Source organism: Oleiphilus sp. HI0132, from assembly GCF_001635845.1.
This window is the reverse complement of the sequence record NZ_LWGJ01001173.1, coordinates 1-10,931: the sequence shown is the minus strand read 5'-3', so window position 1 is coordinate 10,931 and position 10,931 is coordinate 1. Positions and strand designations below refer to the sequence as shown.

General features: G+C 44.3%; 13 protein-coding genes and 1 pseudogene. 3 read left to right on the top strand and 11 right to left on the bottom strand.

What is annotated here, in order from left to right; all coding sequences use genetic code 11:
- From A3766_RS16600 to A3766_RS16585, 4 genes are all read right to left on the bottom strand, one after another.
- Positions 1-984 (bottom strand): HD-GYP domain-containing protein (locus A3766_RS16600; protein WP_068642532.1); only part of this gene is annotated, 984 nt, incomplete at its 3' end.
- A 118-nt stretch (positions 985-1,102) separates the two neighbouring features.
- Positions 1,103-2,383 carry a TRAP transporter large permease subunit gene (locus A3766_RS16595; protein WP_068512414.1) on the bottom strand — a complete coding sequence of 427 codons (1,281 nt, stop codon included), beginning with the start codon at positions 2,381-2,383 and terminating at the stop codon, positions 1,103-1,105.
- Positions 2,380-2,922, bottom strand: coding sequence for a TRAP transporter small permease subunit (locus A3766_RS16590; RefSeq protein WP_068553668.1), 543 nt, complete (start codon positions 2,920-2,922; stop codon positions 2,380-2,382). The genes A3766_RS16595 and A3766_RS16590 overlap by 4 nt, the downstream gene beginning before the upstream one ends.
- Before the next feature lie 23 nt (positions 2,923-2,945).
- A complete protein-coding gene (locus tag A3766_RS16585; protein ID WP_068512408.1) occupies positions 2,946-4,052 on the bottom strand; it encodes a TRAP transporter substrate-binding protein in 1,107 nt (368 codons plus the stop codon).
- A gap of 140 nt (positions 4,053-4,192) precedes the next feature.
- Between A3766_RS16585 and A3766_RS16580 the strand changes: the two genes are divergently transcribed.
- A complete protein-coding gene (locus tag A3766_RS16580) occupies positions 4,193-5,044 on the top strand; it encodes an autotransporter domain-containing protein (protein WP_068512404.1) in 852 nt (283 codons plus the stop codon).
- Positions 5,045-5,053: 9 nt separating this feature from the next.
- Here the strand turns inward: A3766_RS16580 and A3766_RS16575 are convergent, their stop codons facing one another.
- From A3766_RS16575 to A3766_RS16550, 6 genes and pseudogenes are all read right to left on the bottom strand, one after another.
- Positions 5,054-5,500, bottom strand: coding sequence for a DUF3106 domain-containing protein (locus tag A3766_RS16575; RefSeq protein ID WP_068512401.1), 447 nt, complete (start codon positions 5,498-5,500; stop codon positions 5,054-5,056).
- Complete coding sequence (locus tag A3766_RS16570) at positions 5,493-5,714, bottom strand: hypothetical protein (protein WP_068512398.1); 222 nt, start codon at positions 5,712-5,714, stop codon at positions 5,493-5,495. The genes A3766_RS16575 and A3766_RS16570 overlap by 8 nt, the downstream gene beginning before the upstream one ends.
- Positions 5,707-6,099 carry a DUF3619 family protein gene (locus tag A3766_RS16565; protein ID WP_068512395.1) on the bottom strand — a complete coding sequence of 131 codons (393 nt, stop codon included), beginning with the start codon at positions 6,097-6,099 and terminating at the stop codon, positions 5,707-5,709. Before A3766_RS16565 ends, A3766_RS16570 begins: the two co-directional genes overlap by 8 nt.
- Positions 6,100-6,120: 21 nt before the next feature.
- A pseudogene (locus tag A3766_RS16560) lies at positions 6,121-6,639 on the bottom strand (RNA polymerase sigma factor); the annotation flags it as partial.
- Between the two features lie 80 nt (positions 6,640-6,719).
- Positions 6,720-8,540 carry a DUF4382 domain-containing protein gene (locus A3766_RS16555; protein WP_068634294.1) on the bottom strand — a complete coding sequence of 607 codons (1,821 nt, stop codon included), beginning with the start codon at positions 8,538-8,540 and terminating at the stop codon, positions 6,720-6,722.
- 121 nt (positions 8,541-8,661) lie between these two features.
- The gene (locus tag A3766_RS16550) at positions 8,662-9,459 is read right to left on the bottom strand and encodes an ABC transporter substrate-binding protein (protein WP_068642530.1); all 798 of its coding nucleotides are present in this window, start codon (positions 9,457-9,459) and stop codon (positions 8,662-8,664) included.
- Between the two features lie 249 nt (positions 9,460-9,708).
- Here A3766_RS16550 and A3766_RS16545 point away from each other — a divergent pair, with 249 nt between their 5' ends.
- Together A3766_RS16545 and A3766_RS32700 are read left to right on the top strand one after the other, a co-directional pair.
- Positions 9,709-9,921, top strand: coding sequence for a hypothetical protein (locus A3766_RS16545; RefSeq protein ID WP_068634292.1), 213 nt, complete (start codon positions 9,709-9,711; stop codon positions 9,919-9,921).
- A gap of 136 nt (positions 9,922-10,057) precedes the next feature.
- Positions 10,058-10,135: a type II toxin-antitoxin system ParD family antitoxin gene (locus A3766_RS32700; RefSeq protein WP_156490383.1), complete on the top strand. Its 78-nt coding sequence runs from the start codon at positions 10,058-10,060 to the stop codon at positions 10,133-10,135.
- A 10-nt stretch (positions 10,136-10,145) separates the two neighbouring features.
- On the opposite strand, the gene A3766_RS16540 is transcribed toward A3766_RS32700, so the two are convergent.
- On the bottom strand, positions 10,146-10,931 hold a 786-nt coding region (locus A3766_RS16540; protein WP_231882909.1), incomplete at its 5' end, for an OB-fold nucleic acid binding domain-containing protein.

Genomic DNA, 10,931 nt, shown 5'->3' with positions numbered 1-10,931 from the left:
CTTGTAGCTTCTATCTGCACGTTCGTTGGTTACTGCATAGAAGGTGTCCGCCAAAGCGATTAACATAGCACCACGGTGTATTTGTTCGTTTGCCAAATTCTTTGGGTAGCCTTTACCATCATATCGCTCATGGTGTTGAGCAACCATCGTGGCGGCTTCTGTCCAACCTTCCATACGACTTAGAAATTCTGAGCCCATCTCTATATGGCCGCGAATAGTACGAAATTCCTGGTCGCTTAGTTTGCTAGGCTTATTAAGTATGTCGGGCGAGACTAAAGACATGCCGATATCGTGAAGATAGACTGCAGCAGTTAATTGGTCTGTATCGATAGGCTCTTCAAGGTCTTTGTTGGTAGATAAGCACAACTCTAGAATGGAATCTGTTCTACCTTGTTTGTATATGCCTAAGTCATCTAGCTGTAAGGCAAGCTTTCTAAAAAATGCTAAGTCAGGGTTGTCCTGATGCTCAAGGCTCAGCGCGATACTGCCGGGTTTTTCTTCTTCAGTGCTACTTTTCTTCGCCCCGACCAGCTGGTCCATTGCTTTATCAAGTGCTTTCAGGTCCTGGCCTGCAGTGCAGCCTCTGACATCTTCGATAACCTTAAGCATGGTCGCCTGAGGCGTACCTTCTACCTGGCCATCACTAATCAGTGTATTGATCATATCCCGTATACGAATAACGATGGCAAAGATAAATTCGCCGTACATAGGAAGATAGGTACGCTGGCCTTGGCGCATGTCAGAGACGATTTCTTCGAGAGCGTGAATTGTTTCGACCAAGGGGTCGAGAAATACCATACGGCAATTACCTTTTAGAGAGTGAATGTCTCTAAAAAGGCGATGAACAAGTTCCGGATCTTTTGAGTTATCAAGTAATGCGATACAAGCTTCGATCTGCTCAATATTCTCTTGTAAACACTCTGCAAAATCTTGCGTTATTTCATTGTCTAGCTCAGTAAACTGAGGGCAGGTGGTAACCATCATTTCAATCCCGTTTTGATAAGCGCTATTAAGTCCTACTTTTAAGAATAGACCATGAGAGGAAAAATAAACGAAATTTTTGACTAGTTCACAAACTTAGGCTTGGCTTATAAGATTCTACTTAAAGTCCGAACCATTCTGGTTTGATCAATAAGACCAAAAGAACGCTTACCTGAATCGCAATAAATGGCATTACACCACGGTAGATATCACTGGTTTTGATGCTCGGCGGTGCCACACCCTTTAAATAGAACAAACTAAAGCCAAAGGGAGGGGTGAGGAAGCTGGTTTGCAGGTTCATTGCAATCAGAATTGCAAACCAAAGCATGCTGATACCTAGGGTTTCTGCGATAGGTGCCAGAACAGGGATGATAATAAAAGAGATTTCAACAAAGTCGATAAAGAAGCCTAGAATCAGAATGACCAACATAGTGAGAATCAAGAAACCCCATTTTTCGCCTGGAAGTTGCAACAACCATTCTTCCAGTATCATATCGCCGCCAGAATAGCTGAAGGTCATAGAGAAGGCCGTGGCACCGATCAGAATAGCGAACACCATTGCTGTGACGTTGACGGTTTCCTTAGCGCTATCCCAGAGCATCTGGAAATTAAACTGCTTGTAGAGTAGAACCAGAAATATCGCACCAATACCACCTAATGCTGAACTTTCCGTTGGTGTAGCAATACCGGCAAAAATAGAACCGAGTACAACAAAAATCAGCGCTAAGGGAGGAATAATGGCTAATAAGGCTTTGCGTATTTGTTCGCTCTTATCTTCCTCTGAAATAGGCATAGCAGGAGCCAAGGCCGGGTTTCGACTTGTTACAAATACTATGTAGCCAATGTAAAGAGCTATCAGCAAAACCCCCGGCGCAACAGCGGCTCTAAACAGGTCGCCAACAGGTAAACCCAGTACATCGCCAAGAATAATTAAAATAATAGAAGGCGGCACGATTTGACCAAGGGTGCCCGATGCGCAAATGGTGCCGCAGCTGAGTTGTTTATCGTAGTTATACTTGAGCATGCAAGGCAGGGATATCAAACCCATCGCAACCACACTGGCACCGACTACACCGGTTGAGGCGGCGAGCAAAGAGCCGACGAGTATGGTGCTAATGGCTACGCCACCATTGAGTCTGCCGAATAACTGTGCCATCGATTCAAGGAGTTGCTCAGCCAGCTTGGTTTTCTGGAGTATGACGCCCATAAAAATGAACAAGGGAATAGCCATCAGAATGGTATTTTCCATAATGCTCTGTATGCGGTAGGGCATAAAAGCAAACAGCTCAAAACCCTCTGCCCAAATACCAAATGCCAGAGCCACTCCTGCAAAAGTAAAGGCGACGGGAAAGCCCAGCATCAGCATTAGCAGGGCAACCACGAACATGACGATACCGCTCATGACAAGCCGACCTCTTTGCTTCTTGGGTAAGCTTCTTTCCCAACGATTACACGGAGAGCCTGAGTGATCATGCTTAAACTTGCCAAACCAATCAGTATAAAAGACAAAGGCATCAGGCTCTTGATTAACCAGCGATGAGGTAGGCCGCCCGGGTCACCACTGCCTTCACCCATTTGATAAGACTCATAAGCAAAACCAAGGCTAAAGTGAGTCACAAGTATAATGAAGGGAAGGATAAGAATGAGCGTACCTAAGAGGTTAATCCAGGCCTTGGTCTGGTCTTGCCAGTGATCATAGAAAATATCCACGCGGACATGGGCATTTTCTTGAATCGCATAGGGAATACCTAGTAGAAACACGCAAGAGAAGAGATGCCACTCCAGTTCCTGCATACCGATCGATACATCATTAAAGCCATAGCGCATGACCACATCGTAGAAAACGTTGATGAGTAGTAAGAGCATGGCGCTAGCCGAGAGTACTCCGCATAAACGCGCAATGCTTTTAAACAGAGTATCCAGGGCTAGAATTACTTGCATAGTATTAACGTGCAGACCTTATCTTAGGGGGCTGTGCTATCTAAATAGGCCTTATCAGACATATTGGTCCAGGCACGTGCTTTTTCCAGATACTCTTTCTGAGACTTAAGCACTCGCGCAGCGAACTCATCTTTAGAGGCGCTTTCGGCTAGCAGGTCTTCATTTGCCTGACGCATCGCAGCAAGTACTTCAGTAGGGAAGGTTTTAACTTGAATATTCGGATATTCGGTACTAATCGTTGCCCAGTTCTTAGCGCTTTCATGCATAGCTTGCGCATACATATCGTATGAGGAAGCTTTCATAGCTGTTTTAAGGATTTCTTGAAGATCTGCCGGTAGGCCTTCAAACTTCTTCTTGTTAACCAGGAACTGAAGTTCAGCACCGGGCTCATGCCAACCGGTATAGTAATACGGTGCAATTTTGTGGAAACCCATGCGCAGGTCAAGAGAGGGGCCTACCCACTCGAGCGCATCAATGGTGCCGCGTTCAAGTGCGGTATATAACTCGCCTGGGGGAATATTCGTAGGTTTGGCGCCCAGTTTGGCAATGACTTCACCCGCGAAGCCAGGAATACGCATTTTCAATCCTTGCAGGTCTTCTACAGTATTAATTTCTTTCTGGAACCAGCCGCCCATCTGGTTAGCTGTGTTACCGCCAGGGAAGGACATGAGATTGTACTGGTCATATAGCTCATTCATTAATTCCATGCCACCGCCGTAGTAAAACCATGCATATTGTTCGGAGGCGATCATACCAAAAGGCATGGTAGTGAAGTACATGGTGGCAGGCACTTTACCTTTCCAATAGTAAGATGCAGAGTGGCCCATATCGTATTGGCCTGACTTAACCATATCGAAGATACCAAAAGGAGACTTATGCTTGTTTGAAGAGTGAATGACGACCTTTAAGCGACCGTTCGACATCTTCTCGACCATCGATGCCATATTCTTGGAGGTGTCACCAAAAATAGGAAAATTAGGCCCCCAGGTTTCTGCCAGTTTTAGCGTGTATGAGTCTTGTTTTTCTACTTTGTGGGTGTGTTCAACCTTGTCATCACAGGCAACTAAAAACTGAACTGATATGACGATTGCTAGAAAGCTCACGACTTTTCGTAGAGACATTTGTGGCATCCTTGTTATTTTTGAAAGTGGAGCGCGAAATTTAACAGAACTAGGGTGTGCTTGAAAGCGTGGAATTGCTTTTATAGGTTTCTATTCAGAGCCATTAAGGCTACTCTTCGAACTCTTTATATGGGACCAAAATACCTAATATGCATCGATTATTCGCACTTTTGTTATTTCCACTATCTGCTTGGTCTGGTGAAGATAATCTGCACTCTTTAAGCTTTAGTTATGGCGTGCATAGCGAAACGCTTAGCTTCAATAGTTTTGATGCTGATTTAAGCCCGGAATCTATAGATCTCACATACACCTTTATTAGCCAGAAAGGGCCGATGCTCACGCTGGATACTTGGCAAGAAACCGCAAATACTAGCTTTGCCCAAGATGCTGAGTTAGAGAAAAAGGTGTGGGGCTTTGGTGTTTCATTAGCCTACCCTGTTTTATCAGTTGATCTGGTATTGAGTTATGTCTATAGCAAACCCGAGATGAAGGCTTGGGCAGCGTCTGGTAATCGGCTTGAAGAATATAGCGAGACCAGTGAATACAGTGCGGGAGTTAGTGGCTATTTTGCTTATGATGCTTGGTCGCTCGTACCTTCACTTCAGCTTGGCTTCCAATATGTTGACTCCCTCAACCAAAGCTACCTCAATGAAAATGTTATTACTTTGGAAGCCAGTCAGTCTGGCTGGTTTGCGGCTCCGTCTTTGAGTTTAAGCTACTTCTATGAATTGAATAGCCACGCTGCATTAAGTCCATTTTTTGGTCTGTCCTGGACTAACTTCTTCCAAGGCGAAGGCTTGACGCGAACGAGTATCTTCCGCCGGAGTGCTTCATTAACGTCTAGCACTGAAAGTGATCTGGAAACCGATAGCTCTGGTTCAATCAACGCAGGCCTTGAGCTGTTAATCGATCGATATCAAGTCGAGTTATCGTTTGAAGAAGCGATTGACCTCGACAATATCGGTACCCAATGGAACCTGCGCTTTGGGCTGGTTTGGTAGAAGAAGTGACTAAGGCTTGCGAATATTACGTCTTAGCTTTGCTCTTTGGCTTGGGCTGAGCCGCTTGAAGCTCTGACGCAGCTTTTGCTTTTTTGCCTCTGGGAGTTGCTTAAATTTACGCATACTCTTTCTCAGAGAGTTCTGATGCTCAGCAGGCAGGGCTTTAAAGCGCTGCATTTTATCTTTTAAGGCCGAGCGTGCTTCAGGTGATAGCGTTTGCCATTTGGAAAAGCGCTGCTTCGCAAGTTCTCTTTGCTCCTTATCCATATTTGCCCAACGATTTGCCCCTGTAACCAAGGCTTCTTGCTTGGTTTTGTCTAAGCTATCCCATTGTGATTGAAAAGGGCTGAGTAATATTTGGGTTTCGTTTGGCAAAGATGACCATTCCTCTGCAAAAGAAAGCGAAACAAAGCTGGCCAGTAATAATGTGATTAAGTGCTTGGGAAGCTTATTCATGGTTTGCCTCCTGTTCGCTATTTTCAGGTTCACTGGGCACCAAGTCGTGATCCTTGGAGTTGGACAGCTCGTTATCGCTAATCTGCTGTAAGTCGATAGGCGTTACAAGTTCTTTGCCATTGACGATTGTCTCGGCCAGAAACAGAAAGAAGCTCATATCTTGAATAGGCGCTTCGTTAGCTCGAACTTGAAAAGTAGTGAATGCATTAGCCATTACGCAGCTCACTAACAGATAAGGTTTCAGGTATTGTTTCATTTTCTAGTTGTTCCGATAACCAATAGGAGAACTCTAAATCTTCTGCAATATCCAAGTCTGTTTCGTCGAAGTTCGATAGTAGAACAAAGTCGTCAATATTTGCTTGAACAAGGTTTGGAATATTTTCTCCTTGCTTCTGTGGCAAATAGTTTATCAACAGAACAGCCGAAAAGCTTGCTGCCACTGTGAATCCTACTAAGGGGTGCCTAAACCATGGCTTTGAATTTTGTGCCATAGCGTCTTGTCTTGCTTGATATAGGCTGCGCTGTACTTTAGGGGAAAGATTCCGGGTACTTTCGTCCAGCGCTTGCTTAGCTCGTTGTTGAATTTCTTTATCGTTCATTCTCTTGACCTGAACTCTGGTTTACTGCAATTGCGCTTTTGATGAGCGCAGCTTTTCCATAGCGCGAAAGTAATGGCTCTTCACACTATTTTCGTTGATCTTCATTACTTCTGCAGTCTCCCGAACCGATAAACCTTCCCACGTCCTGAGTAAGAAGCATTGCTGCTGCTTGACTGGAAGTTGTTCGATGACTTTAAGTAAATGTTCTCCTAGTTTTTCACTGTCCAATAAGTTCAGTGGGTCTGCGCTGAGGTCAGCCATTTCGACTTCGCTTTCGGCGTCACTTTCATCAATTCGCCAGAAGAATATTTTCTTTTTTAGCTGCTCCTTACGGTGCCAATCCAAAATGCTGTTTTCCAATATTCTGAAGAATAGGGGTCTCAAGTCAGCAAGCGGCTTGTTGCTATACTTGTTGACGAGCTTGATCATCGCTTCTTGTACGATATCTAGCGCATCAGCTTCGTTTCGCGTAGCAAATTGGGTCATACGGAATGCCCGTTGCTCGACTTCTTTCAAAAAGTGCTCTATTTCCTGCACAGTTTGCCCATTCTGTCTTTGCTTCCCGAAACAGTGATTTTAGTTTATTGGACTACACGAATGGTCGTGTAGTCCAATTCTTTCTATTCCTGATCTTGCTCTAGGTCCTGCGGTTCGCTTAAACGTAGCGTCACATAATTTACGTCTAGTGACTTAAGGCTGTCGGTATACTGCCCCGTTGCAGTTAACTGATGCACTGCAAGGCCATTTTGTAGATACTCACTTGCCGAGCCAATAAAGCTGTCAAAATCCGTAAACATATGGACGCCTTCACCGCGAATCAAAATACTGAAACGTCCTTCTTCAGCAGTACTAACAAGCTTTTCAGGAGAGAAGCTTAACTGGCTTGAGCCGGGGATACCTTTCAAGTGTAGCTTTGTTCTAGCATCTTCAAGTGATAATACGATTTCACTCGACTCAATTGTTAGCCCTGTCGTACTAGGCGACTGCCATAAAGCGAACATTCGGGCAGGGTGGGAGCTAAAGTCCGGGTTGATAATGCTTAAGGCGTCAAAGTCTGATGGTGATGAGCCGAAAGAACTGGGGTAACCGCGTACCTGCATCCACTCATCTTCTTCGATAGCGCTAATATCCAGTGTAGAGCTGTTGATTTCATACTGTTCAGGTGAAGCATCATTAGCCGCATCAAGGCCTGTGCCACTAAAGTCAAAAAGATCAATTGGTCGTTTGTTGATATGGCTAAGATCCAACTCCAAAGGAGATGCCTGCACCACTTCGCCCACAATGGCATTGAGCTTCATTCTGACATGGCCTTGACTACTATCGAATTCATTATTGTCAGCGTTAAATTCACCCAACGCTAGTATTCGTTGCCCTACCGATAAATTGGCGATGCTGGCATCACCTAAGCGATAACCTGTGACAACAGTATCTTCAGTAACCGCCAGTGTGACTTCTGTCTGAAAGTGAGCCGCCTGGTCGCCAGTCTCGACGACTGCACCTTGAATCGAAATGCTTGAGTCACTGCGTGCAGTGATGATGCCTTTCAATACATCTTGTTCAGCCCAAGGAACACTGTTACCGGCGAGTACCTGTGTTGCCAAGTAGCGTTGCTCACCTTCTTCTGAAGGGCCACCAAAAGCAATAAGAGGGGTCCCCTCAGCTTGTTCTGCTAGTAAGCTTAAGCCTTCTTCAGACGTGTACTCAACGCCATCAATCTCATACAGTGTATTGTCATCGACATGGAAGTTGAAATCGCCAAAGGTTCCGCGACGTAAGCGCATCGGAATTAGTTTCATGTCGATGGTATTAGTGGCCAGATCAACACTTTCGAGTAAACCCCTTAGTCGATGTTCCCTATCGATATCCAGCTCGGTACTGCCGACCATGAAAGGCTCTACAGTTACTAAGGGTGGCTCGAAAGACTCAATAGTATTTGAGGCAGCCAAGTCTAAATCAAGCGTCAATTGAGCGGTTTTGAAAGGGGATATATTGATGCTATTGCCTTCATTAAGATTTAGCTCCACATCAATTTGAGTAATCGCATTACCATTGGCATCTTGTATGGCAGCTTCATAAGAAGCACCCTCTTCGTCTTGAATAACGATATCAGCCTCACTGTAATCCAGGCCCAATATAACACTTTGGTATTCGCCTGCGGGTACAGACAATACGGCAAAAAGCTCAGAAAGCTCCTGATATTGTACAAAGTCTATTTCACTCTGAAGCGGTAGCACTTCGACAAGTGAGCCATTAGCTTTTTTGAGTTGTATGGATTCCAATTCAATTCGATAGGTCAAAAAGTCTTCTTCAGCGTCGGTGACGGCGACTTGCAAGTCTCCCATTAGTGCGGTGTCATCCTGGTTACTTGAGTCGCCACAGCCAGCCACAAAAAGACTGGTTGAAAAGGCAAAGGTATAAGCCAGTAGCTTTGATTGATTCATTTCTAACTCCATTTGTTTGTCGGTTGTATTGCGTAAACGAATGAAGTTAGAAAAGGTTTACACGGAGGAAGAAAAATTAATAACTTTTTGCAGATACATGATTTAGGAATAGAAATACATGTTAATCCGACATGGCTTCTTGCACGAAAGTTTGTACGATTTTCTGATAAGTGCCATCTTCGCGTATGCGCCTAAGTGCTGAATTAAAGTCGTTTAGAAATGGGGTCATCTTAAGTACTTTAGGAATAATTAGGTAAACATCATTGATTGAAAAGGCATTGGGCAAAGCGCTCACTTTATCTTCGATTCCCAAAATGCGTGTATAAGAATCGCCTGATATCTGATCTAGTATGACGCAGTCGATTCTTCCCAGGGCGAGAATTTTAAAATTATCGTGAGGGTCATTACGTACATTTGGAGTGAATAAACCATTTTCTCTGGCTGTATCGAATGCTTGGCCATAGGACCAGCCGCGATTAACGCCAACAACCTTTCCTTTCAGGTCTTCAATTGAATTGAATTCAAAAGGCTTATCTTTATTGATAAATAAAACCAGTTTTTCCTGGTACAGTGGTGCGGAGTAATCGTAGGTTTTTATGCGCTCATCACTTTTATACGCGCCGCCGACAGCGCCTTTGCCGCTTGCGCTATACAATAAAGCGCGCTTCCAGGGTAACGCTTTAATTTCAGTTTTGAGCCCGGCCTGTTTGATGGTTGCTTCTAGTAGTCTTGGATATAAACCGTCAGCTTCTGTTTTTTCAACTTGATACATATGAGGCGGGTAACTTTTGTCGACAAATATGATCAATTTGTCATCGCCTTGAGCGTTGGCATGTGAAAAGCAGATTAAGACCAATAGTGCGAGAGCAAAAAGTTTTTGAGCAAGTAGAGAGACTACCACAGTAAGCTTCTTCTCCATTTCTAGTTTGCGAGTAATTTATTGCATAGCAAGAGACCTTCTGTAATACGACAGGCAACCTCAACCTATCCCTTAATATTAGTTGGTTTTTGAAGATAAGCCTCAATTTGCATAAAAAAGGCAGTCTTTTAACTATACGTATAAAGTGACAAAGTACCTAAAGCTTAGGGGTAAGTTAAGTAATCCATTGTTTTATAGACGTAATTCTCTTATGGTTAAGAAAATTATTCTGGCTTAGGAAGGTTATGTATGAGTGAACTGTCTCAAGAAGTATTGCAGGAATTTTCGGACCAAGTTGCCGAAATTTGTGAAAACATGCAATTGGAGCCAGATCAGATGCTAGACGCGATTGGCAGCACCTTTATTGGAGCCGTGCTTAGTTTTGGCAAAACCGATTATCGGGTAGAAGTCTCTGGAGTTGCCTCTGCAATGGTAGAAACGATTTTTGAAGCTGGGGAGTGAGAGTAGAGCTAACTACAAAGTTTGCTTATAAGACCTTATGAAAGAGTATCCGACGACTGAAGGATGCGTACTTGATTGCTTGGTTATGGGTGCTTAACCATTATTGGGTATTAAATGGTATACGAGAGGTGACAAAGTGCCGAAGAATACAAGCACAACTTTAGGTGACCACTTTGATGGCTTTATTGCACAGCAAATTGATGAAGGTAGATAAACCTCGCGTCTTAATGAAAATCTCTAGAACGACTCTGTAAGCCTGCTAATTGTTCCGTCATGTCTTCTAGCTTGCCCGCAATCACATGGGTGACTTCTCCTTCACGTTCGAGGATGCCTTTGATCTTGAGGATTTTTGCGCTCAAGTAAGCTTTTTTTTGTGCCCGCGCCGTGCCTGCCCAAATAACGACATTGATGTTTCCGGTGTCATCTTCCAAGGTCATAAAGGTTACACCTGAAGCGGTTCCTGGGGATTGTTTTCCTGTGACGACACCGGCTATATCAACAAAGGATTGATGTTTAATCTTTGCTAGCTGTGTTGATCGGGTAAATTTTCCTAAGCAACCTATACGGTCTAATAAGGTAATAGGGTGCTGCTCAAGGCTTAGTTGTAGCGAGGCGTAATCTTCAATCAGGTTGTCAAAGTTGCTCGGCCGGTATTGGTATTGTGCTTCCTCTTTTACTTGCAGCTTTGCATCTTGCTCAGGTAGTGCCAAGTTTTGAGGCGGATTCATAAGCGCCCAGCGCGCTGCGTAGCGGTTTTCTGCAAAACATTGTAAAGCATTGGCAGAAGCGAGGGCCTCAAGGTCCTTTTGGTTCAATGTCAGCTGATGAAGTGCCTGTGCATTTTGATAACCAGCATTCGGGCGTTTGCTGAGAATTTCCCTGGCGCCTTTTTCGCTGAGGTTCTTTATCTGCCGTAAGCCTAACCTCATGGCGTGGCTGTAATGACTAGTGCCTTTTTCAGGCAGTTTTTCTAAACGATGGTCATAATCTGACTGGTTAATACATACGGG